Annotated in this window: 24 protein-coding genes and 5 pseudogenes; 15 read left to right on the forward strand and 14 right to left on the reverse strand. The window is 68.3% G+C overall.

Annotated features, from left to right (window positions below; genetic code table 11):
• Positions 1-303 precede the first annotated feature (303 nt).
• Positions 304-1,821, reverse strand: coding sequence for a hypothetical protein (locus AB5J50_RS49215; protein ID WP_369265017.1), 1,518 nt, complete (start codon positions 1,819-1,821; stop codon positions 304-306).
• A 273-nt stretch (positions 1,822-2,094) separates the two neighbouring features.
• Here AB5J50_RS49215 and AB5J50_RS49220 point away from each other — a divergent pair, with 273 nt between their 5' ends.
• A complete protein-coding gene (locus tag AB5J50_RS49220; protein ID WP_369265018.1) occupies positions 2,095-2,493 on the forward strand; it encodes a hypothetical protein in 399 nt (132 codons plus the stop codon).
• 141 nt (positions 2,494-2,634) lie between these two features.
• Here AB5J50_RS49220 and AB5J50_RS49225 read toward each other — a convergent pair.
• A pseudogene (locus AB5J50_RS49225) lies at positions 2,635-2,892 on the reverse strand (transposase); the annotation flags it as partial.
• Between AB5J50_RS49225 and AB5J50_RS49230 the strand changes: the two are divergent.
• A pseudogene (locus AB5J50_RS49230) lies at positions 2,877-3,227 on the forward strand (transposase); the annotation flags it as partial. The pseudogenes AB5J50_RS49225 and AB5J50_RS49230 sit on opposite strands and share 16 nt — an antisense overlap.
• A gap of 52 nt (positions 3,228-3,279) precedes the next feature.
• A complete protein-coding gene (locus tag AB5J50_RS49235) occupies positions 3,280-3,594 on the forward strand; it encodes a hypothetical protein (protein WP_369265019.1) in 315 nt (104 codons plus the stop codon).
• A gap of 223 nt (positions 3,595-3,817) precedes the next feature.
• Here AB5J50_RS49235 and coaD read toward each other — a convergent pair whose 3' ends face one another.
• From coaD to AB5J50_RS49250, 3 genes are all read right to left on the reverse strand, one after another.
• Complete coding sequence (coaD, locus tag AB5J50_RS49240; RefSeq protein ID WP_369265020.1) at positions 3,818-4,243, reverse strand: pantetheine-phosphate adenylyltransferase; 426 nt, start codon at positions 4,241-4,243, stop codon at positions 3,818-3,820.
• 309 nt (positions 4,244-4,552) lie between these two features.
• Complete coding sequence (locus tag AB5J50_RS49245; RefSeq protein WP_369265021.1) at positions 4,553-5,560, reverse strand: hypothetical protein; 1,008 nt, start codon at positions 5,558-5,560, stop codon at positions 4,553-4,555.
• Positions 5,561-5,751: 191 nt separating this feature from the next.
• Entirely contained in the window at positions 5,752-6,378 is a 627-nt protein-coding gene (locus AB5J50_RS49250; RefSeq protein ID WP_369265729.1) for a winged helix-turn-helix domain-containing protein, read from the reverse strand.
• 402 nt (positions 6,379-6,780) lie between these two features.
• Here AB5J50_RS49250 and AB5J50_RS49255 point away from each other — a divergent pair, with 402 nt between their 5' ends.
• Positions 6,781-7,356, forward strand: coding sequence for a transcriptional regulator (locus AB5J50_RS49255; RefSeq protein WP_369265022.1), 576 nt, complete (start codon positions 6,781-6,783; stop codon positions 7,354-7,356).
• A 264-nt stretch (positions 7,357-7,620) separates the two neighbouring features.
• On the opposite strand, the gene AB5J50_RS49260 is transcribed toward AB5J50_RS49255, so the two are convergent.
• Positions 7,621-8,970 (reverse strand): hypothetical protein, encoded by a 1,350-nt coding sequence (locus AB5J50_RS49260; protein ID WP_369265023.1) that lies wholly within the window; start codon positions 8,968-8,970, stop codon positions 7,621-7,623.
• A 139-nt stretch (positions 8,971-9,109) separates the two neighbouring features.
• Positions 9,110-9,315, reverse strand: a pseudogene (locus AB5J50_RS49265) (IS1380 family transposase); the annotation flags it as partial.
• A gap of 384 nt (positions 9,316-9,699) precedes the next feature.
• Here AB5J50_RS49265 and AB5J50_RS49270 point away from each other — a divergent pair.
• The 4 genes and pseudogenes from AB5J50_RS49270 to infA all read left to right on the forward strand — a co-directional run bounded on the left by AB5J50_RS49270 (position 9,700) and on the right by infA (position 12,099).
• Entirely contained in the window at positions 9,700-10,542 is an 843-nt protein-coding gene (locus AB5J50_RS49270) for a DUF6461 domain-containing protein (protein WP_369265024.1), read from the forward strand.
• Between the two features lie 195 nt (positions 10,543-10,737).
• Positions 10,738-10,881: pseudogene (locus AB5J50_RS49275) on the forward strand (IS5/IS1182 family transposase); the annotation flags it as partial.
• Between the two features lie 205 nt (positions 10,882-11,086).
• The gene (locus AB5J50_RS49280) at positions 11,087-11,878 is read left to right on the forward strand and encodes a GNAT family N-acetyltransferase (RefSeq protein ID WP_369265025.1); all 792 of its coding nucleotides are present in this window, start codon (positions 11,087-11,089) and stop codon (positions 11,876-11,878) included.
• Positions 11,875-12,099 (forward strand): translation initiation factor IF-1, encoded by a 225-nt coding sequence (gene infA, locus AB5J50_RS49285; protein WP_010981942.1) that lies wholly within the window; start codon positions 11,875-11,877, stop codon positions 12,097-12,099. Before AB5J50_RS49280 ends, infA begins: the two co-directional genes overlap by 4 nt.
• A 105-nt stretch (positions 12,100-12,204) precedes the next feature.
• Here the strand turns inward: infA and AB5J50_RS49290 are convergent.
• Positions 12,205-12,399 (reverse strand): annotated as a pseudogene (locus AB5J50_RS49290) (transposase); the annotation flags it as partial.
• Between the two features lie 371 nt (positions 12,400-12,770).
• On the opposite strand from AB5J50_RS49290, the gene AB5J50_RS49295 reads away from it, so the two are divergent.
• The 3 genes from AB5J50_RS49295 (at position 12,771) to AB5J50_RS49305 (ending at position 14,535) form a co-directional block, all read left to right on the forward strand.
• Positions 12,771-13,625: an alpha/beta fold hydrolase gene (locus AB5J50_RS49295; protein ID WP_369265026.1), complete on the forward strand. Its 855-nt coding sequence runs from the start codon at positions 12,771-12,773 to the stop codon at positions 13,623-13,625.
• Positions 13,626-13,771: 146 nt separating this feature from the next.
• The gene (locus AB5J50_RS49300; protein WP_369265027.1) at positions 13,772-14,011 is read left to right on the forward strand and encodes an enoyl-CoA hydratase-related protein; all 240 of its coding nucleotides are present in this window, start codon (positions 13,772-13,774) and stop codon (positions 14,009-14,011) included.
• 35 nt (positions 14,012-14,046) lie between these two features.
• Positions 14,047-14,535: an enoyl-CoA hydratase-related protein gene (locus AB5J50_RS49305; RefSeq protein ID WP_369265730.1), complete on the forward strand. Its 489-nt coding sequence runs from the start codon at positions 14,047-14,049 to the stop codon at positions 14,533-14,535.
• An 83-nt stretch (positions 14,536-14,618) separates the two neighbouring features.
• Here the strand turns inward: AB5J50_RS49305 and AB5J50_RS49310 are convergent, their stop codons facing one another.
• The gene (locus AB5J50_RS49310; RefSeq protein ID WP_369265028.1) at positions 14,619-15,899 is read right to left on the reverse strand and encodes a hypothetical protein; all 1,281 of its coding nucleotides are present in this window, start codon (positions 15,897-15,899) and stop codon (positions 14,619-14,621) included.
• A gap of 490 nt (positions 15,900-16,389) precedes the next feature.
• Complete coding sequence (locus AB5J50_RS49315; protein ID WP_369265029.1) at positions 16,390-17,259, reverse strand: helix-turn-helix transcriptional regulator; 870 nt, start codon at positions 17,257-17,259, stop codon at positions 16,390-16,392.
• A 201-nt stretch (positions 17,260-17,460) separates the two neighbouring features.
• Here AB5J50_RS49315 and AB5J50_RS49320 point away from each other — a divergent pair, with 201 nt between their 5' ends.
• Positions 17,461-18,237 (forward strand): SDR family oxidoreductase, encoded by a 777-nt coding sequence (locus AB5J50_RS49320; protein ID WP_369265030.1) that lies wholly within the window; start codon positions 17,461-17,463, stop codon positions 18,235-18,237.
• Positions 18,238-18,611: 374 nt separating this feature from the next.
• Here the strand turns inward: AB5J50_RS49320 and AB5J50_RS49325 are convergent, their stop codons facing one another.
• Positions 18,612-19,091: an SRPBCC family protein gene (locus AB5J50_RS49325; protein ID WP_369265031.1), complete on the reverse strand. Its 480-nt coding sequence runs from the start codon at positions 19,089-19,091 to the stop codon at positions 18,612-18,614.
• A gap of 81 nt (positions 19,092-19,172) precedes the next feature.
• Here AB5J50_RS49325 and AB5J50_RS49330 point away from each other — a divergent pair, with 81 nt between their 5' ends.
• The 3 genes from AB5J50_RS49330 to AB5J50_RS49340 all read left to right on the forward strand — a co-directional run bounded on the left by AB5J50_RS49330 (position 19,173) and on the right by AB5J50_RS49340 (position 22,233).
• Positions 19,173-19,772 (forward strand): helix-turn-helix domain-containing protein, encoded by a 600-nt coding sequence (locus AB5J50_RS49330; protein WP_369265032.1) that lies wholly within the window; start codon positions 19,173-19,175, stop codon positions 19,770-19,772.
• A gap of 322 nt (positions 19,773-20,094) precedes the next feature.
• On the forward strand, positions 20,095-20,868 hold the full coding sequence (locus AB5J50_RS49335; protein ID WP_369265033.1) for an SDR family oxidoreductase: 774 nt from the start codon (positions 20,095-20,097) through the stop codon (positions 20,866-20,868).
• Between the two features lie 1,197 nt (positions 20,869-22,065).
• The gene (locus AB5J50_RS49340; RefSeq protein ID WP_369254421.1) at positions 22,066-22,233 is read left to right on the forward strand and encodes a hypothetical protein; all 168 of its coding nucleotides are present in this window, start codon (positions 22,066-22,068) and stop codon (positions 22,231-22,233) included.
• Positions 22,234-22,464: 231 nt separating this feature from the next.
• Here AB5J50_RS49340 and gap read toward each other — a convergent pair whose 3' ends face one another.
• The 3 genes from gap to AB5J50_RS49355 form a co-directional block, all read right to left on the reverse strand.
• The gene (gene gap, locus AB5J50_RS49345; protein ID WP_369265034.1) at positions 22,465-23,463 is read right to left on the reverse strand and encodes a type I glyceraldehyde-3-phosphate dehydrogenase; all 999 of its coding nucleotides are present in this window, start codon (positions 23,461-23,463) and stop codon (positions 22,465-22,467) included.
• Positions 23,464-23,570: 107 nt separating this feature from the next.
• A complete protein-coding gene (locus AB5J50_RS49350; RefSeq protein WP_369265036.1) occupies positions 23,571-24,527 on the reverse strand; it encodes a GlxA family transcriptional regulator in 957 nt (318 codons plus the stop codon).
• A 44-nt stretch (positions 24,528-24,571) separates the two neighbouring features.
• The gene (locus tag AB5J50_RS49355) at positions 24,572-25,528 is read right to left on the reverse strand and encodes a GlxA family transcriptional regulator (RefSeq protein ID WP_369265037.1); all 957 of its coding nucleotides are present in this window, start codon (positions 25,526-25,528) and stop codon (positions 24,572-24,574) included.
• Between the last annotated feature and the right edge of the window lie 4 nt (positions 25,529-25,532).

Genomic DNA, 25,532 nt, shown 5'->3' on the forward strand with positions numbered 1-25,532 from the left:
GGAAGACACGGTCATCCAGCCTGTGCTGCTCGATCGACACCGCCCTCCAGCGCCGGGGCCCGCCGGGCTGCGCCAACTGCTGCGGTTATCGGTTGCGCCAACTGTTGCGCGAGCCGTCACGGCGTTCCGGAGCTCGCCCAGGTCACCACCGGCGTACGGGCGTGGTCGGGCACGTGCACGGATGCCCGTCTCTGAGCGAGGCCGTCGACGCCGTCTACACCGTGTGGACTGGCTGACTGTGCGCCTCATTTGACGGGTTGGCGCTTGTGCTGGCGGGGCTGAGGGCTTCAGTTGGCAGGGCAATTACGGGTAGGGCACGAGGTCCGACATGACAGCAAGCGGCAGTGACGGGTTGGTGGCTGCCGCTTCCACTACCTGCCAGTCGGCGTCGGTGAGCAGCTCTACGATGATCGGCGGCGGGAGTGCCGGATGGCCGGCGGCTATGGGCCTCGCCTGTCTGTCCGCCAAGCAGGCGAGCAGCGCCGGGGCCGTCGCATTGCGGTGCCGGGCGACTTCGCGGAACGCTTTCTGTACCGATGGTTCGTGCCGGGTCAGCTGTTCCAGCAGCGCCGGAGTCGCGTCCGGGTTGGCCGCCACCTTGGCAGCGACCCGGACCCCGTGCCGGTGGACCATGGCGCGCAGCTGTGCTTCGGAGAGGCCCGGGTGCGGAGCGATGGACTTGACCACTTTCGCGTCGGGGTCGGTGGCCAGCGCGTCGCGGATCTCGGTCGGCAGATCGCGTCGTTGGGCCAGGAGCATCCGCGCGGCCGGGTTCGGCGACTGGGCCAGCTCCTGAAGTTCGGCAGGAGAGGCGGCAGCGACACGCGGCAGCAGGGTGGCGCCGATTTTGGTAGCGCCGGCCAGGTGAATGAGCACATCCAGCGGCACGTGCGTGTTGTGTGCGAGCCTGTGCTGCACATCGTGGCCACGGTCATTGGCCAGCGCGCGCATCAGGGCATCGTCGATCGAGGGATTTTCGGCGAGGCTGGATCGGACGCGGGGGATGGGATCTACGGCGAGCTGTCCGCACGCCTCCGAAGGCAGGTCGGGCCTGGCTGCGAGCGCCCAGCGCAGCAGCATTGAAGGATGGTCCACGAAGCCGACGGCGGCCTCGGTGGGTGTCGCCGGGTTCCGCAGTGCAGCCTCCTGCATGTCGTGCACGGTGGACTCGTGGGACCCGTCGCAGGAGGCGCCCGGCAGTAGATCGCAGTCGGGCCGCGGGCACTGCGGATCGTGCACGAACGGCGTCGCTTCGCGGTCGCAGACCAGGCACCGCTGTGCGGGAGGCAGCCCTTCACCGGTGATCAGCGCCGCGAGTACGCCCGGGGGTGTCGCCTCGTTGGCCGCGACCGCGCGGCGGACCTCGGCGTGCGGATGCCCTGCAAGCCTGGCTGCCACTTCCGGCGTGGTCCACAACGCAAGCTCCGAGACAACTCGCACGTTCGAGTCCGCGGCGAGCGTCTCCACCACATCGGCAGGGAGGCCGGAGCAGGCAGCCAGCTTCTCCCGACGCTCAAAGCCCGGATCTGCCGCGAGGAGGCGCGCCCACTCCGGGCTGCCGGCACGCTCGTAGAGCAAGGCGAGGGCGGCGTGCGGCTGTGCTGCGGGATCGACGTCAGCGGCGGTCAGCCGGCCCTCGTAGACAAGCCGTACAGCGCTCTCCTCAACGCGTGAGCTCAACGCAACCGCCTGCGCATGGCTGAGGTCCGCGCGGCCGGCGAGGTCCACGGCCACGTCGGCGTCCGCGACCGCGATCAGCCGGTCGATCAGCTCGGGCGGCAAGGCGGTATTGGCGGCGAGCCCGCACAGGACATGGTTCACAGAGGGCATCCTGCCTGGGCCGTGACCGAATGGCTCTTGGATTTCGACGTCAACGAGTTGTTGGTGCACCGGGCACGTCCCTGGTGCGGTACTTGGCGAAACCCGCCAACTGAAGCGCTCCTTGAGCTTTTGAACTCGTGTGCGGAGAGACTCAACGGCGCTTCGCAGGCGTTGGACAGGCGCGGCAACGGACCGTTGCCGTTGAAAACACCGGTGGGGTAGCGCAGTCTTGGCGGAGCCGTTTCGATCGTGCAGGTAAGAAGGGGGCGCCGGATGCAGCAGCCAGAGGACGAGCTCTTGGCGGAAGCCCTCGGCCGCATCAACCGCGGCGGGAAGATCGCCTCCCGGTTCCTCAAGAATGACATCAGTGAGTTCGACCGCGAACTGCCGCTGGGTTTCGACCTTGCTCTTGAACGCGTCCGCGCTGTGCTTGTCGAGCTGTCCCCTGGCGCGAACCCAGAACTGGTGGAGGCAGCAACGGACCGAGTGACGCTCCGCGTGCTCACCGGAGGCGGAGCCCTCAACATGAACCCGGTGGTGGTCACCGTCGATGCGACTCGCAGCGGCGAGCGGACCACCACCCTGCATGTGCGGGCGATTGCCAAGGAGGGGCTGATCAAGCAGCGCGCAGGTCAGAAGGTAGTCGAGCGCATCTCGGCGCTGCTGAACTGAGCCAGCCCGAGTCGATGAGCAGCACAGAGGACCTGGCCCGGGAGGCAGGGCTGTCCCCTGAGCAGATCGAACGCAGGGTGAGGCAGAAGAGCCTCGACTTCCTGTGCTGGCGCCAGCAGTTCGGTGAGGAAGACGGACGTGTAGCAGGGCCCACAGGACGTTCAGGCGTCGGCGGGCAAGCGCGAGCACGGCCTGCTTGTGGGTGTTCCCTTCAGCTCCCTTCCGCCGGTATAACGCCTTGGACTCGGGGCAGCGTGTGGCTGCGACCTGGGCGGAGAGGTAGAACATCCGCAACAAGCGTCGGCTGTAGCGGCGCGGGCGGCGCAGGTTGCCGCTGACCTTGCCAGAGGCGCGAGGGACGGGCGTGAGGCCGGCGACGCCTGCGAGGCGGCGGGACGCAGGACACTCCTGATGAGACGCTGTTCGCGGCCATCATCTACGTCCTGGTCAGCGGGTGCGCTTGGCGGGCTCTACCACCCTGCTTCGGGATATCGAAGTCGACGGCCCATCGGCGCTTCCTGATCTGGTCGAGGGCCGGAGTCTGGGGCCGGCTCCACGAGGAGATCCTGCACCGGCTCGACGACGCTGGCCTCGTCCACGCCGACAAGCCCTACGACATCCCCCACCTGGGGAAATGGTTACGCGGCAAACGGATCGGTGTCCGCATCGCCCGCAAGGGCGTCGAGTCATCGCAACGGCTCGGACGGCGCCGGTGGGTGATCGAGAGGACGTTGTGCGCCGCGTCTGTTTGAGGCCCGCATCGAGCGGAAGAACAGGAAGCCACTGGTGGCCCGGTTCGGTGGAATACCTCTCCACCGGCAGCGGTCGGCGAAGATCACCGATCGACGGCCGGTCTGGGTGGACTATCCGCACAAGGAGTTGATTACGCGACTCCTGGCGGACACCTGCGAGATCTGCGGAGCCATTGGCGATGCCCAGGTGCATCACATCCGTGCCCTCGCCGACCTCGCCCGTGCCGGATGGCCGACGTCCGACGGGGCACGGGTCATGCTGGATCGGCGCCGCAAGACCGTCGTGGCCTGCGACGCCTGCCATGACCGCATCCACGAGACACAGACGGCCAGACCATTCACGTCGTGATCATCGGAGAGCCGGATGACCGGGAAACCGTCACGTCCGGTTCGGCGGGAGGCCGCGCGGAACAGGACCTGCCACGGCAGACACCTCGCCGCGCGGCCGACCCAACGTCCTGGCTGACCGGCTATCGCCGGCTCAACCACCGCTACGAACGCCATTCCCGCAACTACCTGGCCCTCCTCGGTCTCGCTGCCGCCCCCAGCTGCTGGAAGACTCGCTCAAGTCATCATTCGGGGACACGGTCCTGTTGACTCATCGCGGTGACGAGGGTGGAGGAGATGTGGGCCAGGGCGGGGTCTGCAGCGATGAAGAACGTTTCGACTCCGGCCAGTTCGCGGTTCATGCGGGCCATCGGCATTTCGTAGTCCAGGTCGGGAACGCCGCGGACTCCGCGGATGACGACGTCGATTCCGACTCGGCGGCAGTAGTCGACCAGCAGGCCGCCGGTGTGGGAGTCGACCGTGACGTTGCTCAAGTCAGTTGCTGCCGCGCGGAGCCGGTCCAGCCGTTCCGTGATGGGGAAGCGGCCGGTCTTGTTCGAATTGAACATCACGCACACGACGACCTCGTCGAACAGGAGGGCGGCGCGCCGGAGTACGTCCTGGTGCCCTTGAGTGACCGGGTCGAAGGATCCTGGGAAGAGGGCTCGCATGATCGGAAAGAGTAACAAGCGGCCGCCCCCGGTAGTGAAGTGCCAGGGCAGCCAAAGCACCAAGATCAAGTCGTTCTAGGTGTATCCATGTCCGCGCGGGCGCCTGTCGAACGGGTCGCCCCGGACCCAATGTCTTTTTCGGGCCTGCTTGCGTGATGGCCCGCAAGGGGACCGGCCTGCCCTTCGACACCGCTGGCCCGGTTGCCGTCCCCGGCGCCCTTGTCTCTGTCCCGGCTGCGACCAAGTCCATGACTCGACTACGCCGTCTATGTTGAACCCAACGTCTGGGTCCGCACGACCTCCGAAGGGTCAGCACCCTCGGTCGTAGATCGCCCGAAGCCACGGTTCCCTGACGGCGGGCATGCGCGCGAGCGTGTACCGGAACGCATCGCAGGACGGTCGGAACGGCAACTGCGGGTGTGGTGGCAGCGGATCGTCCCGCTCCACACCCGCAGGCAGCCCGCCTGCCACCGGCAGTCGCGTCCGATAGGGCGGGAAGGCCAGCTCGGCCCAGAGCGGGGCCTCGACGGGCACGGCTATCGCGCCGCCGCTGGGCCGCCACACCTCTCCGGTCTGCGGATGGACCGGCACCAACACCAGCGCGGCGGACGGTTCGCCGAGCCCCGGCCCCGCCAGGTCCAGCCACTTCGCCCCCTCCCCGGACGGCAGCAGCGCGGCGAGTGCTCGGCCAAGGAGCTCGGCGACAGGACCGGGCGCCACCTCGACCGGCCCGCCCCCGGCTGCCACCACCACGTGGGCGAGGGCCACGCCCGCCGGGATGTCCCGGTACTCGCTCAGCCCCTGCCACAGCACACCGTCGGCCGGCAGCTCCGCCCAGTCCATGACCGGCCGCTCCGGCGGGCCGGGCAGCCGCACCACCGCCTGTGGCAGGAGCCGGACCACCTGCCACTGCCCGCAGTCGTCGATCCGCGATCCGACTGGCAGTCCGCAGCTCAGGCAGGCGAGGTTCGGCCCGCCGCTCCCGTTGATCCCCATGCAGTAGCCCTCGGGCCGCTCCGCGATCAGCCCCGTGTCGCGCATGTCGCCGGGTGCGAGCAGGACGGTGTCTGACGGCCCATCGGACAGAGTGCCGATTGGCGCGAAGACCCCCCGCGCGGCCGCCTCCTGCGCTCCGATCTCTCCCCATGGCCGCCAGGGCGGCCCGTACGGCTCGGGATCAACGGCGTAGGTCCCCGCCTCCAGGAGCGGCGGGTGCAGGGTCTCCCAGTAGGTGCCGCTGAGATGAACCGGCAGTGTCACCTCTGACACTGCCGCCGTGAGTACTGCACCGCAGCCGGCGCACCCGAACACCGCCAAGCCGTCCCCTCACGCCGTCGAAGCCCCTGCATCCCACCAAGCGGGCGACCGGGAAGCAAGGGGTTTTCAGACGATGCTGAACGCCCCACCAGGCAGCGGCGGGTGGCGCGGCGTGGCGTCAACGGTCGCACCCTCGGGAAGCCGGGAGCCGTGCCGTACCGAGCCGCTGAACTCGACTCGTGATATATCGGTCAGCCGTCCATGATCAGGCCGGTGCCGGTCAGGCAGCCGTCGACCAGGTCCGGGCGGTACTGGATCTGCTTGAGCCGACGCTTCGCGACCCGCGTGATCTCGCCCAGGTCGGCTGCGGCAACGTTGCCGACGTCGCGTTTGACCAGCGACCAGATGCCATCCTGCGGGTTCAGGTCCGGCGCGTAGGTGGGCAGCTGGAACACGGTGAGCCAGGTGGCGTTCGCGTCGATGAACTCCCGCAGCTGCTTGGTGAGGTGCCAGACCTCCTTCTTCCGCAACTCCAAGGCCGCATCGTCGCGTTCGATGGCTCGGCGGATCGGCTGTTGCCACGAACAGCCGTGCCGCTTCAGCAGCCGCCACGTGCCCTCCACCGTGTAGCTCACGTGGAACAAGCGGCCGATCGGCCTCTTCACCCGGGCCAGCGTCCACCGCTGGTGGGTCCAACCGTGGACCAGCGGGCCGCGTTCCAACTCCCGCTCAAGTCCGACGATTTGCTTCTCGCCGAGCCTCGGTCGCCCCGGCGATCCCTTCGACAGGACTCCGGCCTCGCCGTGCTCGCGCCACTGACGAAGCCACCGCTCCACCGATCGCTCGCTGACCCGCAGCGCAGTAGCGATCTCCCGGATCTTGTCCCCGTCCTAGAAGCGTTGCACGGTCTGCAACCGGATCCGCTCCCGCGCGGCCTCCCTGCATTGGTCAACCCACCGCCCTGCGCATATCTCACGCTCAAACGGCCCCCGGAGCCGTGGTGCCGCTGTCAGGCAAACGGCTCCGACATCACTCAATCAAGTTCAGTAACCACAGCCGGAATACGCGCCATTGCAGTCAGGCGCGGGAACGTAATACGGCGGGGCATCACCGCCGGCGCAATAGCAGTGAATAGTCCATGCGGACCGGCGCATGGTGGAATTTCCGTGTTCCGCCACACCAGGCCGGAACACCGAACTCGCCACGAGCGAGCGGGAATTAGGGTATTCTGGCATCTGTAGAGAAAATGAACCGTCAGCAGCTGCGGGAGGGAGTATCGAATGCCGGAGAGGAATGTCGAGTTCGGGAAGTATGGGGCTCGTGGCCTTAAAGGGCATGAGGTGGTCGCCCGTCGGCTCGACGCACTCGCCGGCTTTGTCGCCACTCCGGTCACGGTGCGGCGTGGTCTGCTGGCCCGGCTGCACTACCTCACCCGCAGCGACCATGCCCGCGCTGCTGCCCGCGATGCCGGTCTGACCGTCACCGACCGTACGATCAAGGCGTGGCTGGATGGCAGGCGCAGTCCGTCGAAGAAGAACCTCGACAGGATCGAGGCCGCGTACCGTACTGTGCGACGCCACAACGTGGCCCGGTACTTGCTTGCCCGCCTCAATCGTGAGGGTCGTGGCACCCGTGTGGAATTGCACCCGCTGAACCAGTCCCGGGTTCCGAGGCCGCGTCAGCGGGTGATCGAGTACCGCACGCTCAATGTCCGTCACTGGGACCGCATTGTGCGGGCCTGGGTCGAGGACGACGACGAAGCACTCGACGATGCCTGGGTCAACGACGCGGTCATCGACTTGGGTTCCCAGTGGGGCGAGTACGAGTATGTGACCAACGTCGGGTTCGCGGCCTGAGCGTCCTGTCCGTTCTCAATAACGGCGCCATATTTTCAGATCTGACTACATGTCAGGACCGTATGTAGTGTTGCGCTGAGACCTGTAGTTCAGCGTACTCACACTCACTCTGTCGGGCGTACGAGCCGCTTCTGCCCACCCTCCTCGCCACGTAGAACTGCTCGGGCGGTGCACATGGCGTGGCGGCAGTGCCCGCAGTCCTGACCCGACAGTGAGGAGGCGGCCCGCGGCGCTGCGGGCCACCTCGCCCGCCCGGCGCCGCCGTCACATGTTGGAGAACGGCACGGAGAACAACACCCTTTCGGGAACCGCCGGTTGACTCCACCCTCCGGCGGAGTTCGCGGCCCATTCGGTCTGCGACCACAGCTGCTGGGTGCTCCACCACAGCGACATGCCCTCGCTGTGCTGGGCCCAGCATGCGTTCGCCTGGACTTGTCCGCTACAGGTGTGCGACGTGGCGACGCCGGTGTTGCTCATCTTCCACATGATGCCGTGCACCCCTGGCCCCCACAGGGCGTCGGCGGCGTAGTACTTGTCGTTGTTCGCGAGCACCGCCTGCAACCCCGCCGCGTTGTTGGTCACGTAGCTCTTGGTCGGGTCGGCATAGGCCTTCCCCCCGCTGGTGACGAGCGGCATGGCACTGCCGGGAGCGGCGAGGGCGTAGCGGAAGATCCGGGCGGGCTGGGCGTCACCGCCGGTGGTGCGCCATTCGTTGGCGACGATGCTGTACGGGCTGGTGCTGCGGTCCATGGTGAGCCCGTCGAAGCAGGGGTAGCCGGTGATAGATGTGCCGCTGCACCCGCCGCCCAGGCTGTAGGAACCGATCGCGGGCATGATGTATTGGTAGCCGCGCGCCGAGTAGCCGCCGCTGACCTGGCCGATCTCGTGGGAGTTCACGGTCGCTTGCAGGATGTGCGTGAAGTCGAAGACGAACAGCGCGTTGTCGCTGTCGTCGCCGCGGGACGCGGTGACTAGGAGCTTGTTGCCGTACCAGACCATGCCGCCGAGGTGCGAGCCCAGTTTGTCGAAGTCGTCTCCACCTTCGGTGGGCACGACCAGCAGCACCCACCGGTACTTGAAGGCGCCGGGGGTGTTGGCGTCGATGAACGCCACCCGCGCCAGGCCGTCGTCATCGGCGGTGGAGCTCGCGAGGTCGTTGTTGTTGGTCCACCCCGAGAGGATCACCTTGTTCGTGCCCCACATGCCGTCGTCGTCGGCGTCGCCGGACGAGGTCAGTCCCTGGGGTACGAATTGTTGGGTGAGGGCGTCCCCGGTGTCCCAGCAGTAGGCCGATGACGCCGAAGGGTTGATCGGCCGCGCGGCCAACTCGGTGCTCGTGCACCCGGAACTGGAGCTGTTGTACATGGGGTGGTTGGCGGACTGCAGGACCGTGTCCACCCCGACATTGGGCAGATGACCGTCCAGCGTGCTGATCGTCGTGGCGGACACACGGTGCTCGGTCAGCTCCAGCTTGCTCATCGCTTCGCTGGTCCCGTTCGGGAGCAGCGCCCCGGGTGTGGGCACCGGGGTCGCGGCTTGCGCCGGTGTTCCCCACGCCAGCACGGCCATGGCGGCCGCCGCCAACACTCCTGCGACCCTACGTCTCTTCCTCATCCCGCTCCCCGTTCGACAACAAACGGAACATCAGCCCGAATGCTGCCATCGGCACGTGAAGTAGGAGGAGTTTCCACGGAATTCGTTGAGGATCCACCTCCCAGGCCGCGCGGGAGGTGGCCCCGTACGCCGTCGAGCAGACGGGAATTGCCAGACAGGCCCTAACCTCGCCCGGATCGTGCACCGTCCGCGGCTTGCGCCACGGCGCCTTGCCGCCGATATCGCGGTGTCCAGGCCGGACTTGCGGATCGTGTCGACCAGCAACACCGCCCCGGCCTGCGAGACCGCTCCACGACCGCCGCCCTCGACACGGACATACGGGTACAACCCGATACGCTTACTCACCTGGAGAGTGCTTCCTTGCATGCAGCCAACAGAACCCTAGACAAGTCCCATCGTTGCAGGTCAGAAGCGCTCTCCGCTTATTTGATCAAGGCATGGGCGAGCCCGCTCATGAAAGCGCGAGGCTAGCCCGGCCCCAAGGTCCGGCAGCGAGACAATATCGCCGCAGACCTCGGCGTGGATGTACCAGTTCACACAATGACCGCGCTTTCAACAAACATTCGTGGAGGTATCGCGGATCCACCCACCGTGCCATGAGGACCCTAAGGGCTCATATTAAGATCATATTGCCGACAGGGGCTCGGCGGCGCGACCCGAGGACCAGCTCCAGCTGTAAGAACCGGCTTGCACCGGGCGTTGTCAGAGGCATCAGGCACACTGCGCCGTATGAACTTGGTGACCGCGCACGACTACGCCTGGATCCGCACCTCGCCGCTTTTCCGCCACATGATGGAGAGCGGATACACCCTGACACTGATACGGGGGCGGACCCCGCGCGAGGTGCTGCGCGCGATGGAGGCGGAACCGCGCGGCACTGGGGAGGGAACGGCCGGGCTGATCGAGGCGGACGACGCTCACCGCGCCGAGGTGGATTACGACTACTGGGACGAGTCCTACGTCGCGGGCGCCTTCAGCGCTCCGGGCGAGAACGGCGACTGGACACTCGTCCTCGGCTTCGACGGTGGCCTGGGGATCGCGGCGCCCTGCGTGGAGACGCTGTCGAGGGGCGGCCGGGTCGTGGCGCACTCGACCAATGGCGGCAAGCCCATCCACTTCTTCCGCTGGTTCGAGGACGGTGAGCTCCGTACGACGTTCGAGGGCCCCTCGTCGCGCGACGGCAACACCCCCGATGAACTGGTCCCCCTGCTGCGGGAAGTCGGCTTCCCTCTGACCTCCGAGGGAGAGCACGACGAGAGCGCCCCGGACGTCGACCGGAAGGCGGCGGTCCTCGCTCTGGCCGAGAGACTCACCGGCATACGCGTCACCGAATCCCTCCTCCAGGACGCTAGATACGAGCTGGGACTCGTCCCCGAACAGCCCGCCGAGGAGTGGACCGGCCTGGTCATCGACATCACCGATGCCCACGGGGAGCGCCTGCACAGGGAATGGACCTACGAGGAGATCGCGACGGCGTCGGACCGCGTACGGGCGGAGGCAAACGCGCCGGTCGTGATCACCTACAACGAGCCGCTGGCCACGGATCGTTCGGAGCACGAGACAGGTGAGTAGCGAGCGAGCGAGCGCGTGGCGGGTGCCCCGGCGTACTCGCCGCCCTCTACAAGGGAACTTGCCGCCACGGGGGCTTCTGCGATCATGGCCGGCAGCCTTCTTGAGCCGTCGCCAGCAGATGAGGCCGCAGCCCAGCGAGACGAAGGCAGTGTGGAGGTCGAGGCGTCGCTCCCACCGCACGGCGAGGCGTTTGAACTGGTGCAGCAGACCTTCGCCCTGCTCCACCAGTTCAAACGCCTCGCCGTCCGCTGGGAACGGCGTATCGAACTCCACGACTTCTTCCTCTCGTTGGCTTGCAGCCTCATCTGCTGGAGACGCCTCAAGAAGACGGCATCATGATTGCGTTCCGAGCTCATGGGAAAGGGTTTGAGCGAGGCGGCGCCCCGCTGCTACTTTCGTGGTGGACCGTTAAGTCGTCGTATGGAGGTGAGCCCCGTGAACACAGTTACCCGTGGGTGCTCCCTCAATCCGTCACGGTCCGGCGGCTGACGTTCGGTGTCGCCAGGAGCGCCTGAGATCGAGGCACTCCTGGAAGGGGACTCCGATGAACACGAAGCCTTTCACATCTGGCCTGAGCGAGAACGCGGTGATGATCACGCGCGTCGCGGACAGGCAATGGCATGCACTGGATGACGACCTGGTGGTCGGCCGCGGGCATGCGGAGCACCGGCCCGACGGACGCTTGTTCGTCAGCATCGACGCCTGGCACGACGCCGCCTTCGACCGGCTCGCCGAGGCGATGCTGGCGGAACTGCCAGCGCCGCTGTACACGGTGGTCGACGAATCCGACATCGAGCTGACGGCCGGCTGGCAGCGGGCCGGTTTCACGATCCGGCGCCGCGAGTGGGAGTACGTCGTGCCGACCGACCCGAGGGTCACAGGGCTCGAAGCAGTCCTGCCGCCTTCGGGCGTGTCGATCGTGCCCGCCGGTCAGGCGGACGAGAGTCTGCTGCGGGCGTTGGACCGCGCGATCCGTGACGAAGTCGAGGCGACCGTCGGGTGGCAGTCGATGCCCGCGGAGGTAATTCCCCGCCCCGAAGGCGACACCATCGTCGACCCGTCGAAGTACGCGGTGGCCGCGGCGCCCGACCGCTACCTGGGTCTGATCCGGGTAGTGACGGTGAACCGGCCGCGCATCGGGCTGGTCGCGGTCCTGGCCGGCGAGCAGCGCCGCGGCATCGCGCGGGCGCTGCTGGCCCACGCGCTGGGGACGCTGCACCGCTCCGGGTTCGCTGCGGCCTGGACCGAAGTCCACGAGTCCAACCAAGCAGCCTCGGCGCTGTTCGAGGGCATCGGCGCCCGGCCGATGAGCAGCAACCTGGAGCTGGTGCGATGACGAAGAACAAGAACGTCATCGAAGTCGAGGGCAAGGTCGTCGAGTGCCTGCGCAGCGCCATGTTCACCGTGGAGCTCGAGAACGGCCACCAGGTGCTCGCGCACATCAGCGGGAAGATCCGCAAGAACTACATCAAGATCATGCTGGAAGACCGGGTGCTGGTGGAGCTCCCGCCGTACGACCTGACGCGCGGGCGGATCGTGTTCCGGTACCGGAACTAGCGGCGGTCGGAACCTTCCGCGGTAGCTGATCCTGGGGCCCCGGTCACGGCGTTTCCGTGACCGGGGCCCCAATGATGGCTCGCGCGGCCGCGTCGGCCACCGCTCCAGCCGCTGCCAGCTGGTCTGGCCCGAGCCGAACCCCAGCTCCAGGGGCAGCAGTTGCCAGGCGATGTCGTTGTGCAGCACGTACCCGATGCCCTGCAGGCACAGCCTGTCCGGCACCGGCCGCGGGCCAGGAGCCTTCTCGGGCCGGGGCGGCAGCAGCGACGCGATCAGCGCCCACAGGTCATCGTCCACCATCCACGGCCGGGTAGGCACACCATCCCGAACGGTCGAATCGTCACACCGGACACGACCGAACAGGGCCGTTCAACAAGATCGTGTTACGAGCTCTTGGCGACTCACAGCAGCGCTTGGCGACCGGATGTCGTGCGGCATCCGTCCGGGGGATGGTCGGGGAATGACCGGCGCCTTGGCCCGCTCCGGGCCGTCCGACTTCTTCGGACGCCGCCTGTGGTCGCTTCTCTTCGGTGCCGGTCCCGGCATCGCCGGCCACCTCCTTCAGCATCCGCACGCCCTTGCTCGAGTTGCATCGCAGGTGCGCAGTTTGCGTTCGGCGGAGATTTTTAATCGGTGTGCGGAATGCTGTGTGCTCCCCACAGTGACGTCCAATGACATTCCTACATGCTCATGACTATGGGGGCGATGGCCCTCAACTGGTTCTACTGCACGGTTACGGACGGTCGCTCGCCGACTGGGACGCCTCGGCCGCCCTGCTCACCGCCGGGCACCGTGTCCTGGCCGTCGACTTTCCCGGGCACGGCCGCTCTCCCGGTATCTCCCCCTGGACCATCCCCGCCGTGGTGCGGCACATCGCGGACACGCTCGACGCGCATGGCGTGCCGGAGGCTGTTGTGGTGGGCCATTCCCTCGGGGGAGTGGTCGCGGTCGAGTACGCGCGGGCGAACCCGGGCCGTGCCCGTGCCGCCGTGAATCTCGACGGCTTCTGGTGGGGACGTGAGTACCCCGGCGCTGACCGGGTGAGTGAGGCGCTGCTGGCGTCGGCCGGGACCATCGCGCCACCCGGGTACATCGAGGAGAAGGTCATCAACTCCGCCCGGTTCGGGATTCCCGCCGGCCGTGCGGAGGCCGCTGCCCGCGCGGCCGCACGCCCGTTCCCCGACGGCACGTGGCAGACGCTGCCGGAGCGGGCGGAGGCGCTGGAGATCTTCGACGAACTGCACAGGATCTTCGCGCTCGGTGTCACCGCATGGCTGGACGGGGCCGACTGCCCGCTGCTGCTGGTACAGGCCGGCCGACATCTCCCGCCTGCGCCCGGCATGGAGTGGTTCGGCGAATTCAGCACCCGGTTCGCACAAGGGGTCTCCGAGGAGCTGGCCGCGCTCTCCCACACCCAGCCGGCCATCGGCATCAACCGGATTGACGCCACCCACCTCATGAACCTGGAGACTCCAGAAGCGGTGGCGACGCTGGTCGCCGGGTTCGTTCGAGGGCTGCCCGGCTAAGGAAACCGGCACAGCTCACGAACCCCGTTTCCGCCCGTTTTCCCGCCGCCCGAATGCGGACTTGAAGAAGCCCCGTTGACCTGTTTACGCCGATCAACGGGGCTGTCTGCGGTGAACTCGTCGTCTGTGGACCGGGGTTCGTGGTGGTGACCGAGCCACACACCGGCGTCCTGCTCATCACCCTGAACAGGCCGCACGTCCGCAACGCCATCGACCGGTCCCTGGCCCAGGCGACGGACGTGGCCCTGACCCGACTGGAGACCGACCCCCGCCTGGCCGTCGGCATCCTTGCCGGCACGGGCGGCCACTTCTGCTCGGGCATGGACCTCAAAGCCTTCCCCACCGACGGCGTCCCCGTTGTCGCCGACCGCGGCTCGCCGGGCTGACCCGCGCTCGCCTCCGCAAGCGGCTCATCGCGGCCATCGAGGGCGCGGCCGTCGCCGGCGGCTTCGAACTCGCCCTCGCCTGCGACCTCATCACCGCCGCCTACACCGCGTTCTTCGCCCTGCCCGAAGTCGCCCGCGGACTCGTCGCCGCGGAAGGCGGAGCCATCCGTCTCCCCTACCACGTGGCCATGGAGATGCTCCTGACCGCGGCTCCGCTGCCCGCCCCGGACGCGGCCCGGTACGGACTCGTCAACCAGCTCACCTGCGAAGGCGAAGCCCTTCAGGCGGCCCTCGCCCTGGCCGACAGTGTCCAGGCCCACTCCCGCGACGCCGTCCTCGTCACGAAGCAGATCGTCCAGGACACCCGCGGCTTCGACGACCACACCGCCTACACCGTCCAGGACCCCCTCAGTACCCCCGTGTTCGCCACCGCCGCCGCAGCGGAAGGCGCCCATGCGTTCACCGAGACAGCGGCTGCCATCCGTAGCCCGGGGACCAGATCGGCTGAGGTCTCCGGCAACTGACCGTCTCAGAGACCTGGTCGCCGCACGTCACAAGCTCGTGCACTGACCAGATCATTTGAGACGGGACAGCGGTGGCGGCCCGTTCAGCCGGTGGCGGGGTATACGAACAGCTTGGTCTTCCAGCCGTCCACCTTCGCCAGGGCGAGGCCCGCCGAGCCGTTCACCAGGACCGGGGCGATGTGGGGGCTGGTGGGCAGGTCTTGGCCCGTGCGTGCGTCCAGGGCGACCGGACCGTTCTCGGTCTTGCCGTAGGCCCGGCCGTGCCAGGCGGTGGTGATCTCGGGGGCGATGCGGTCGGCCTGTTTGTCGGGCAGTTGCCACAGCGTCTTGCCGGTGGTGGCGTCCAGGCCGAAGGCGGCGTCGTCGTCCGTGCCGGCGCCAGTGCCGTGGCAGACGAGGGTGCTCTTCTCGTCGTACACGCAGGTGCCCTTGGAGAGTTGAATGGGCAGTTGCTGTTTGGTCTTGCCGGTGGCGGGGTCGAGGAGCTGGACGTAGGGCTTCTCGCTGCCCCAGTCGCCGCCCTGGAGGAGGACGAAATGCGGGCCCAGCGCGGACACGGTCTGGCTGACCATGGATTGGCCCTGCCAGCGGGGCGCGCCGGTGGCTGCGTCGTGTCCGGCGGCGTGCGCTTCGTAATTCTCCGTGTTCCAGCCGACTGCGGTGCCCTCGGCGATTCCTGTGGCCGCGAATCCGTCCTGGACCCAGATCTGGCGGTGGGTTGTCAGGTCGATTCCGTAGGTGACGGCGTGGGAGTTGTTGTCGGACACCGCCACCACGCCGGTGTTCTCGTTGGCGCCGACTGCTGTCGCGGTCAGCTCGGTGCTCGGTTCGGCGGCCCACTCCGGCAGCCGCAGGGTCACCTGCCACCGCACCTTGGCGGCGTCGGGGTCGCTGACGGTGATCTCAACTGCCTTATGGGAGGCCTGGGTTCCCGTACCGGACTGTTTGACCAGGAACGGTGTCAGCAGGGCCGGTGTGCCGCTGATGGTGACGATCGCGGGCGCCCCGGCCTTGTGCTCGGTGCCGTCGCCCTCGGGCAGCCCTTCGCCTGCGGGCTCAATGGTTGCCGTGACGTGTCCGTTGGTGGTGTCGATGGCCTGCACGTGATCGAACGCGCCTACGTACGCCGTGCTTCCATGCAGAGTGACCGGGAGCGGTCCGACGAGTCTGTTGTCGAGGTCCAGGATGTCCACGAGCAGCCCGTCGGGCATTTGGGCGCCCGTCGTCGCGAACGTCGCCGGCGGATCGTGGACGGGCCGCGACGTGCGTGCGGCGGCCGACGGGGCGTCGCCGGCCGCCTGGGAGTCCTCGCCCGAACCGCAGGCCGTCAGCACGCTGCCGACGAGCGCCACGGCCGCGAGCATCAAACTCCTTGAGGACAGAGGTATTTGGGAGTTTCGCATGGGTGTCCCCCGTTCAGTTCATTCCAAACGGTGATCACCTTACTGCCCCCACTCCGGCACGGCCCGTGACGTGAGAAGCCGACCAGTATCCAGACGGCAGGTGTGTGTGGCCGGACAGGGGCCCGGTTGCGTGATCCGGGGGCTCCCGCTTCGCTCGATTTCCCCCATGCACCCCAACTGCCCGCCCACGCCACCCCCGTGACGTTGCTGGCTTCTTCGGGACGGCGGCGGACGCGCACTCGGCGAGCACACCGCCGCCGAGCTGAAAGAACGCTGGCGCGCGTTGAAGCCCCTCGAGATCGTCGGTTATTCGATGGCCGACCACCATCGCGCCTCGCTCGTCGTGGACGCGCTGACGGTGGCCGTCGGGAGTGGCGTCACTGCCGTCCTGTCAGCAGGGAGGCGAGGAGCTGAGCTCGGCCGGAACGGCGAGCTGAAGCAGCCCGGCCCTCTACGCACCTCGTTCCGGCGTCCCCGTCGGCTGTGGGGCTGTCCAGCTGGTGAGGAGTTGCAGGGCTCGGGTGGTGTCGGAGGCGGGTTCGACGTTGTAGACGCACAGCGTCTGGTCTGTGTCACCAGGCACTTGGAAGGACTCGTAGGAGAAGTGCAGTTCGCCGACCAGGGGGTGGTGGTAGTGCTTGGCGCCGTGGGTCCGGCGCAGCACCCTGTGATCGTTCCACCATGTGGAGAACTCCGGTGACTTCAGCGTGAGTTCGCCGACGAGGTCGGCGAGCTGGCGGTCATGGGGGCTTCGGCCGGCTTCCAGCCGGAGGATGGCGACGGTTTCGGCGGCGATCTGTTCCCAGTCGCCGACCCGTTCACGGGCGTCGGGGTCCAGGAGGTAGTAGCGGGCCAGGTTTCGGCGGGGTGCGGGCAGGGCGTCGAAGTCGGTGAGGACCTCGCGGGCAAGGCGGTTGGAGGCCAGGACGTCGGTGCGCCGGCCGAGGATGAACGCGGGCACGTGGTCGAGGGTCTGCAGCATCAGGTGCAGTCCGGGGCGCACGCGCTGGGGGCTGGTCGGAGCTCGGCGGGCCGGTGCAGGACGCGCCAGGAGGTCGGTGAGGTGCTCGCGCTCGGAGGGGTCCAGCCTCAGGGTGCCGGCGAGGGCTTCGAGGACTTCGGGGGAGGGGTTCTGTGCCCGGCCCTGCTCGATGCGGGTGTAGTACTCGGTACTGACTCCGGCCAGTCTGGCGACCTCGTCGCGGCGCAAGCCGGGCACGCGGCGGGGCCGGCCGTCCTCGGGCAGCCCTGCTTGGTCGGGGGTGACCCGGGCACGGCGGGTGCGCAGGAAGTCGGCGAGCTCGTTACTACGGTCATTCATATCCCCAAGTGTGGCGGGCGAGAGCGGGAGATGTCCCGGGCCGGGTGGTACTGCCAGTACCTTCCTTGTGGATACCTGCCTGGTCAGGGCCCTTCCCGGCGCCCCGTGAGGCGTCCGTGGGTGGTGTCCTTGTGGAGGAGCCGATAGCGACAGGCCGCGGCCCCAAGCCCCTCATCTCATTCACCTTGAAAGGTGTGTCTCATGACCACGCAGACTTCCGCCCTTCCCCTCAATGGCCGCGTCGCGGTCGTCACCGGTGCCTCCAGTGGTATCGGCGAGGCGTCGGCCGAGCACCTGGCCGGACTCGGTGCTCGTGTCGTCGTCCTGGCCCGACGTGCGGACCGGCTGGAGCAGTTGGTGGTCCGGATCGGGAAGAACGGCGGTCAGGCCCTGGCCCTGGCTGCCGACGTGACCGACGCGGCGGCGGTACGGGCGGCGGCGGACCGGGTCGCGGCAGAGTTCGGCGGTGCCGACCTGCTGCTCAACAACGCGGGCGTCATGCTTCCCGCCCCGATCGAGGAGCTGGCCACCGAGCAGTGGCAGCACCAGATCGACCTCAACATCACCGGCATGATGAACGTCATCGGCGCGTTCACGCCGCAGCTGGTGAAGGCCGCTGAGGAGCGCGGTGTCGCGGACCTGATCAACACGTCGTCGATCGCGGCGCAGAACATCTTCCCGAACTTCGCTGTCTACTCCGCGACGAAGGCATACGTCACCCACCTCTCCCGGCACCTGCGGGTCGAGCTGGGTGCGAAGAAGGTGCGTGTCTCGGCGATCGAGCCCGGCATCGTCGGTACCGAGCTGCAGAGCCACGTCACCGACGAAGGCGCTCGTGCGTGGCTGGAGGGATCGAAGGAAGCCATGGAGTGGCTCGCGCCCGAGGACATCGCGCAGACCGTCGGGTTCGTCGCGTCCCTCCCGCCGCGGGCCAACCTCCAGCAGGTCACCATCATGCCGACCGCCCAGGCCAGTTGACCGTTTCCTGCCGGTCCGCCCCGGCCCGGGGTGGTCCTGGGTCTCCGCGCCTGGTCGCGCGGTAACGGCGCCCGCGTACGGCCTCGCCGATGAACCAATGCTGTCCGATGATCTGGACCTGCTGAGGGTCGAGGCCCGACGCCATCAACTGGCTCCGTTCAGCGTCTCCTCCGGATCGGTGAGCGCCGCCGGCACGGTCGGGTCGGTGACGCTCACCGAGCTCTTCGCCTGCATCGAGACCTTCCGCGACCGCAGGCGTCTACGGAAGCAACCCAGCCGGGGCTATCTCACCTCGTTGGAGATGCGGCAGCGACACGCACAAGGACACGCCCTCGCGGCGCAGGCGTCGAGTGTCGTCATGGGAAAACTTCACACTACCGAGGTTGGTCGGTCGCGGTGGGCGCGGGTGCGGGGTTTGGCTGCGAGCGGCTTTCGGCGCGGGTCTTGAGGGCCTGGTTGAGGGCGGCGAAGTTCTGCCGGGTGGCGGAGATGGTCTTGGCGGTGAAGGGGACGAGCAGGCCGGAGAACTTCTCGGCTTGCAGGAGCTCGGTGCCGCCGGTCGCGGTGGTGGTGAGCGTGAAACGGTGCTCGCCGTCGAAGATGCCGGGCAGGACGAAGTGGCCGATCCAGCGCAGCTCCACGCCGGGGTCGGCAGCCAGGACGCGCGGGCGGAACGTCATCGGCTTCCCGCCGGCGGGGAACATCCTCAGCGTGAGCCGCTGACCGACTGTGACCTGGCCGGACGCCTCGCGGATGAACGGATTCCAGTCCGAGTAGGCGGTCAGGTCAGTGAGCACCTCCCAGACTGCCGCGGCCGGAGCGTTGATCTCGATCGAGTGGGAGATCGTCTTCATCGTGGGCCTTCCTTGCGAGAATCAGAGCCAATATACTTTCTTCTGATCCGATATATTGGTCGTGGGGAAGAGGTGATGTCAATGGAGGATCCAGCGGAGATCGTGGGCCGGACACTGGCCGCGAACCTGCGGGCGATGCGACGGTTGCGGGGCTGGCGGCTGGATGACCTGGCTTCACGGTCGGGGGTCAGCCGGGGGATGTTGCAGCAGATCGAGACCTGCCGCACCAACCCCAGCGTCGCCACGCTCGCCCGGATCAGCGCCACTCTGGGCACCTCGATGGGCCGTCTCGTCGAGCCGCCCGAGGAACTCGGCCAGGTGGTGCGCGCGGCCGACGCCGAGGTTCACCGCGCTGGACAGCACAGTGTGGGGCGGCTGCTCGTCAACGACGGCCAGGCCCCGTTCATCGAGTTCTGGGACTTTCTCATCGCCGAGCACGACGAGATGGGCTCCCCCGCGCATCCGCCAGGAACACGGGAACTGCTCCACCTCTACGAGGGGCGGCTCGAGGTCGAGGTCGGCGGTGCCGACTTCACCCTCGAAGCAGGCGACGCCCTGCGCATGCGCGGCGATCGCGACCACGTCTACCGCAACGCCGGCCCCGGTCCCGCCCGGCTGACCATGGCCGTCACCTACTCCGGCGACCGCGACCCCCGCTACGCGCCCCCTCCAGCCCAATGACCGCAAGTCAGTCCGGGGCAGGTAGGCGATGTCGGGCCGGGCCCAGTACCGGAGCGTGCGGTCGGGGGACAGGTTGACGATCTCATCGGTGCTGATCAGGGCACAGATTTCCTCCGTGCCCTGCACGGTGGGGCCGCGTTCGATCGCGCAGCCTTGGCGTGTGTGGGGCGGGATGAAGCTGTCGACCCAGTAGTCCGGTGCCCCGGCGTCGGAAGGGAGGAAGTCGCCGAGCATCTCCGACGGAGCTGGTCACATTCTCGAGCCGCGCTCCGTCATCGAGTTGAAAGCCCACCATCAGAACTGTCCAAGGAAGGTAGCCATCATGCAGAAGTCCACCAGGATCGCAGTCGTCGGAGCGACAGGCCGTGTCGGCAGGCACGTTGCGCGGGTGCTTGAGGAACGCGACCACCAAGTCGTGCCCATCTCACGCTCCTCGGGCGTGGACGTGGTCACCGGGGAGGGCCTGGCCGAAGCCCTGAACGGCGTCGAAGTGATCATTGACGTGTCCAGCACACCATCGCCCGAGCAGGCGTCGGCCACCGAGTTCTTCACCACCACCGCTCGTAACCTGCACCAGGCCGGACACAAGACAGGCGTCCGCCGGATGGTGGTGGTGTCGATCATCGGCATCGACGGCTCCACCACCGGCTACAACGCGGCCAAACTGGCCCACGAGAAAGCAGCGCTGGCCGGCCCGCTCCCCACCCGGATCGTGCGGGCCGCGCAGTTCCACGAGTTCGTTGAACAACTGGTCGGCTGGGGTACCCAGGGCGAGGTCGCCTATGTACCCAACATGCGCACCCAACTCGTCGCCGCCCGCACCGTCGCCGAGAAACTGGTCGAGGTCGCCACCGATGCGGATCCGGCGCCCACAGGCGCGCCGTACCCGGAGATCGCTGGCCCCCGAGCCGAGAACCTGGCCGACGCAGCACGCCTGCTGGCCGCTCGGCAGGGCAGCCCGTCCCGCATCGAGGAAGTGAGTGACCCGACCAACCCCGACCGGGACCTGTTCGAGAACGGCGGCCTGCTCCCCGGCCCACACGCCACCCTTGCCGGACCGACTTACGCGGACTGGCTCGACCAACCCACCCCCTGAAGCGCAGCCCAGGAAGTTGCCCCCTGCGACTGGGTTGTTGATGTCCGACAACTGCCATGTGTAACTACCGAGGTGTGGCGCAGGTGGCCCGGGGTGGCCAAGGGGTGGCCGGGCGCCTTTGGACTGTTCGGCATGAGTTACGCGTGCTCAACGTGAGGCATGGGTTGATGGGCGGGGTGGTGGCGCCCGGTGTCTTGTGTGTGGCGGGACCGGGCGTACTGCCGTGTCTTCGTCTGTTCGGGGTCTGTTGCGTGGCGGGCTGTTTTCCGGGGTGTTGGTCGTTGTGGTGGGGGTTGGGGTGGTGCTTTCGGGGTTGGTTGCCAAGTTGGTGGGGTTGGGTGAATGTGGTCATCCATTTTCCGGCCGGTTCGGGCATGAGGGGAGCCCGGCAGCCGGTGGCAGCCGGCCCGTAGCGACAGAGGGCGGCCGGCCCCGCAGTGTGTGGTCCTGCCGGCTTCCGGTCGGGCCGGGTCATGGCGCGGGTCCTGCCGGGATGTGTCACGCCGCGAGGGCGGTGGAGTACGCCATGGGATCCGTCCGTATTTTCTCCTGTTTGGGGGGTGTTGGGTTGGGGGCGGTGGCCGGGTGGTGGATCGTTGCCGACGGGCGTGTGCGGCGCTGTCCGTGCTGTTTCGGTCCGCCAGGTGCGGGGTCCGGCCCTTGCTGGGGTGCGGATTGCCGGCCGTGGACTTCGTTCCATGGGCGGGGAGTCGTGCGGGACAGGTTTATGGATCCCGGTGGAGTGGGGACACTATCCGTAAGAGTTGGTTACCAACTTGGTTAAGTTGGCCCGAGTTGGTCCTCCGTTTTCCTGTCAGCCCAGGTGGAACAGAGGTTGCCGGCCTGTAGCAGCAGGCCCGCAGGGGGAGTGTCAGCAGCCCCCGAACAGGCGTGTGTGGCCCCGCCGGATCCCGATCCGGCGGGGCCACTGTCGTAGAGGCCGCACGCAGGATGCGGCAGATACGCCTCCCGCACCTGCATGTCTTCTCTCTCGGCCACGTTCTGACGTGCCGTCGGCAGGGCATCTCTGGGAACACGCATATGCGGCTGCTACCGCACATGCACGGTTGACTGCCTGACCGTCTCACCTGGGCTGACACGAGAGGAAACATGATGAGGACCCGCCTGCCCGACATACACCGTCCCCCTGCCGCACCAGCACGTGACGAACGCCCCGCCGCCGTGGCGCAGCTTCCCGTGGCAAACGCGGTGGCCGCCGTGGTGATCGCCGTCGCCGCACTCCTGGGAGCCATCGCCGTCCTGCTGGTGATGCCCGGCCAGCTCGAAGCGCTGGGCACGGCCGTGACCCTCGCCGGCTCAGGCTTCACCCTCGCCGCCAAGATCGCAGTCCCACGCTCAGCCTGACCCCGGACGCCGGCGGCTCGGGCCCGGCTCGCGGCGGCGGACCCGGGCACCGCCCGGAACGACCTCCATAGCGCCGGCCTGAGCGTGTTGCTTAACGTCGCTTGTCGAACGAGATTCGAACTCTCGGTTGTGCTGGTCCCCGCCACGTACACGAGGGCCGCGGAATTCCTGTGCGGGGAGCCGCCCTCGACCCGCGCTGGGAGCGGTATTCGAGGGCGGCTGGGGGAGCGGTCAGCGTGTTGCGAGGAGTTCGAGGGTGTCGATGACGCGGTGGGAGAAGCCCCACTCGTTGTCGTACCAGGCGACCACCTTGACGTGGCGGCCGTCGACGCGGGTGAGGGCCGCGTCGAAGATCGCCGAGGCGGGGTTGCCGACGATGTCGGACGACACGAGCGGGTCGTCGGCGTACTCGAGGATGCCGGCGAGCGGGCCCTGAGCGGCGGCGCGGTACGCGGCCAGCACGTCGTCGCGGGTCACGTCGCGGGCGACGGTGGTGTTGAGTTCGACGATCGAGCCGACCGGCACCGGCACGCGGATCGAGTCGCCCGACAGCTTGCCGTCGAGGCTGGGCAGCACGAGGCCGATCGCCTTGGCGGCGCCCGTCGTGGTCGGCACGATGTTGACAGCGGCGGCACGGGCGCGGCGGGCGTCGCGGTGCGGACCGTCCTGCAGGTTCTGCTCCTGTGTGTAGGCGTGCACCGTGGTCATGAAGCCGTGCTCGATGCCGGCGAGTTCGTCGAGCACCGCGGCCAGCGGAGCGAGCGCGTTGGTCGTGCACGAGGCGTTCGAGACGATCGTGTGCAGGGCCGGGTCGTACGCGTCGGTGTTGACCCCGTACGCGAGCGTGACGTCGGCGCCGTCCGACGGCGCACTGACGAGGACCTTGTTCGCGCCCGCGTCCAGGTGGGCGCGGGCGGCCTTGGCGGAGGTGAAGCGGCCGGTCGCCTCCAGCACGATGTCGACGCCGAGTTCGGCCCACGGCAGTTGCGCCGGCTCGCGTTCGGCGAGCACCGTGATGCGTCGGCCGTCGACGATGAGTGCGTTCCCATCGACGGTCACCGGACGGCCGAGCCGTCCGGCTGTGGTGTCGTAGGCGAGGAGCCGGGCGAGGGTGGCGGGCTCGGTGAGGTCGTTGACGGCGACGATCTCGAGGTCGCTGCCGCGTTCCAGCAGGGCGCGCAGCACGTTGCGTCCGATGCGGCCGAATCCGTTGATGGCGATGCGAGTCATGTGTGGTGTCCCTTCGGTTCGTCACCAGCCTCGCGTGCGGGACCTGGCCATGGCCGTGGCGTGAGCGCCATGGTTCGAAAGGATCGCGCCAGACGCCGTGAGGCGGGCTACTCGCCCCGGGTGAAGGTGCGCCGGTACTCGCTGGGGGTGGTGCCGAGGATGCGCTGGAATTGCATCCGCAGATTCGCGCCGGTGCCGAGACCGACGTCGTTCGCGATCTGCTCGATGCTGCGCTTTGAACGCTCGAGCAGCTCACGGGCCAGGTCGATGCGGGCGCGCATGACCCACTGCATCGGCGTGTACCCGGTGTCCTCGACGAAGCGCCGCGAGAACGTGCGCGGTGAGACCGCCGCGTGCTGGGCGAGGGATTCGAGGCTGAGGGGTTCGTCGAGCCGGTGCAGGGCCCATTCGCGGGTGGCGGCGAACCGTTCACCGAGCGGCTCGGGCACGCTGCGCGGCACGTACTGCGCCTGGCCACCGCTGCGGTAGGGGGCCGCGACCAGGCGCCGGGCCGCGTGGTTCGACGCGGCCACCCCGAGATCGCCGCGCAGGACGTGCAGGCACAGGTCGATGCCCGAGGCGGCGCCGGCCGACGTCAGCACGCTGCCCTCGTCGACGAACAGGACGTTCTCGTCGACCCGGACGAGCGGATGTTTGTGTGCGAGCGCCCGCGTGTAGTGCCAGTGCGTCGTGGCGCGCTTGCCGTCGAGCAGGCCCGTGGCGGCGAGCGCGAAGGCGCCCGTCGAGATAGCGGCAAGCCGTGCACCTCGCTCGTGTGCGGCGATCAGCGCATCGACCACGGCCTGTGGCGGATCGTCGCGGTCGGGGAACCGATAGCCGGGGACGAAGACAATGTCGGCCCACGCAAGCGCGTCGAGACCGTCGGCGACGTGGTAGGCCAGGCCATCGCCGCCGGCCACAAGCCCGGGTGCCGCGCCGCACACCCGCACCTCGTACGGCATGCTCGCCCGGGTCGTGAACACCTGCGCGGGGATGCCGACATCAAGCGGCTTCGCACCCTCGAGCACGAGGACGGCGACGCGAGACAGGCGGGAGGACGGCACGGGAAACGGGGGCCGGAAGCCTTCTTCGCCCGCTTGAGGGGACGTCACTTGTCTGGGTCCGGGACGTGGCGAGTGAAGGCGCGCCGGTAAGCGGTCGGCGTCGTGTTGAGCGCGCGGCGGAAATGCAGTCGCAGGTTGGCGGCCGAGCCCAGGCCGCAATCGCGTGCCACCAGGTCGATCGACTGGTCGGTGGTCTCCAGGAGTTCGCGCGCCAGGCCGAGCCGGGCGGCCACCAGCCACTGCAGGGGCGTCGTGCCCGTCTCCTCGACGAACCGGCGCAGGAAGGAGCGTTCGGACATGCCGGCGTGGCGGGCGAGTTGGGTCACAGTGAGCGGCTGCCCGAGGCGTTCCAGAGCCCAGGCCCGGGTGTCGGCCATCGCCGTGTCGCCGGTGACCGCGACGGGTGCGGGTACGTACTGGGCCTGGCCGCCCTCGCGGTGGGGAGCGGCGACGATTCCCCGGGCGATCTGGTTGGCCACACCGGCGCCCAGGTCGCGGCGCACGATGTGCAGGCACAGATCGATGCCGCAGCACACCCCGGCCGAGGTGAGGATGTTGCCCTCGTCCACGTAGAGCACGTCACGATCCACGTGCACGGCGGGGTATTCCCGTTCGAGTTCGTCTGTGTGCTGCCAGTGTGTGGTGGCGTGCAGCCCGTCGAGCAGGCCGGCCGCGGCCAGCGCGAATGCGCCGGTACAAATGGACACCACCCGTCGGCCCCGGTCGCGGGCCGTGGCCAGCGCGTCGAGCACCGCCGGCGGCAACGGCCCGAACCCCGGGCCGAACCCCGGCACGATCAGCGTGTCAGCTGCGCGCAGGACGTCCAGTCCGCTGGTGACGGTCAGCGCGAAGCCGCTCGTGCTGGAGACAGGACTGGCCGGTCCGCACACGGAGACCTGGTAGGGGGTCTCCGCGCGCGGGCCGAAGATCTGCAAAGGGATGGCCACGTCGAGCGGGGCCATCCCGTCCAGCGCCAGCACAGCCACTCGGTGGACGGGCATGGCG

The sequence above is a fragment of the Streptomyces sp. R35 genome, from assembly GCF_041053035.1.
GTDB lineage: Bacteria > Actinomycetota > Actinomycetes > Streptomycetales > Streptomycetaceae > Streptomyces > Streptomyces lutosisoli.

Bases quoted from the DNA above. Each gene is read 5' to 3' on its own strand.
- AB5J50_RS49220 (WP_369265018.1), top strand. From the start codon at position 2,095: ATGCAGCAGCCAGAGGACGAGCTCTTGGCGGAAGCCCTCGGCCGCATC.
- coaD (WP_369265020.1), bottom strand. From the start codon at position 4,243: ATGCGAGCCCTCTTCCCAGGATCCTTCGACCCGGTCACTCAAGGGCAC.
- AB5J50_RS49255 (WP_369265022.1), top strand. From the start codon at position 6,781: ATGCCGGAGAGGAATGTCGAGTTCGGGAAGTATGGGGCTCGTGGCCTT.
- AB5J50_RS49260 (WP_369265023.1), bottom strand. From the start codon at position 8,970: ATGAGGAAGAGACGTAGGGTCGCAGGAGTGTTGGCGGCGGCCGCCATG.
- AB5J50_RS49270 (WP_369265024.1), top strand. From the start codon at position 9,700: ATGAACTTGGTGACCGCGCACGACTACGCCTGGATCCGCACCTCGCCG.
- AB5J50_RS49280 (WP_369265025.1), top strand. From the start codon at position 11,087: ATGAACACGAAGCCTTTCACATCTGGCCTGAGCGAGAACGCGGTGATG.
- infA (WP_010981942.1), top strand. From the start codon at position 11,875: ATGACGAAGAACAAGAACGTCATCGAAGTCGAGGGCAAGGTCGTCGAG.
- AB5J50_RS49295 (WP_369265026.1), top strand. From the start codon at position 12,771: ATGACATTCCTACATGCTCATGACTATGGGGGCGATGGCCCTCAACTG.
- AB5J50_RS49310 (WP_369265028.1), bottom strand. From the start codon at position 15,899: ATGCTCGCGGCCGTGGCGCTCGTCGGCAGCGTGCTGACGGCCTGCGGT.
- AB5J50_RS49315 (WP_369265029.1), bottom strand. From the start codon at position 17,259: ATGAATGACCGTAGTAACGAGCTCGCCGACTTCCTGCGCACCCGCCGT.
- AB5J50_RS49320 (WP_369265030.1), top strand. From the start codon at position 17,461: ATGACCACGCAGACTTCCGCCCTTCCCCTCAATGGCCGCGTCGCGGTC.
- AB5J50_RS49325 (WP_369265031.1), bottom strand. From the start codon at position 19,091: ATGAAGACGATCTCCCACTCGATCGAGATCAACGCTCCGGCCGCGGCA.
- AB5J50_RS49330 (WP_369265032.1), top strand. From the start codon at position 19,173: ATGGAGGATCCAGCGGAGATCGTGGGCCGGACACTGGCCGCGAACCTG.
- AB5J50_RS49335 (WP_369265033.1), top strand. From the start codon at position 20,095: ATGCAGAAGTCCACCAGGATCGCAGTCGTCGGAGCGACAGGCCGTGTC.
- gap (WP_369265034.1), bottom strand. From the start codon at position 23,463: ATGACTCGCATCGCCATCAACGGATTCGGCCGCATCGGACGCAACGTG.
- AB5J50_RS49355 (WP_369265037.1), bottom strand. From the start codon at position 25,528: ATGCCCGTCCACCGAGTGGCTGTGCTGGCGCTGGACGGGATGGCCCCG.